Below are 248 nucleotides of genomic sequence, written 5' to 3'. Positions count from 1 at the left end.
CCTGTTATACGAACTCCACCAGCTCAACCAACCACCACTTCTCATCCCCACAACCAATCTCAACAGCAGTATCCAATTTCCATTCTCCAAGTTTAATTCAACAAAACTCAAATCAACCTTTCCTTCAAACTCACAACTTAACTTATATAACAACAGCATCACAAATACCCACCCCAAAAAACTCAAAAACACATCCATCATTTTTCCCCCTTTCCACTCTTTCCTCTTCATCATCATCCCTTCTCCTT

General features: G+C 39.9%; 1 protein-coding gene. It reads right to left on the bottom strand.

Annotated elements, in window-relative coordinates:
* On the bottom strand, nt 1–237 hold a 237-nt coding region (locus tag FS736_RS23880; protein WP_144481566.1), incomplete at its 3' end, for a hypothetical protein.
* Nucleotides 238–248 lie beyond the last annotated feature (11 nt).

It is taken from the genome of Cytobacillus oceanisediminis 2691 (assembly GCF_007678455.1).
In the GTDB taxonomy this organism is placed as follows: Bacteria; Bacillota; Bacilli; order Bacillales; family Cytobacillaceae; genus Mesobacillus; species Mesobacillus oceanisediminis_A.
Note: the sequence above shows the minus strand (reverse complement) of the source record. Positions and strands in the feature narration are given on the sequence as shown.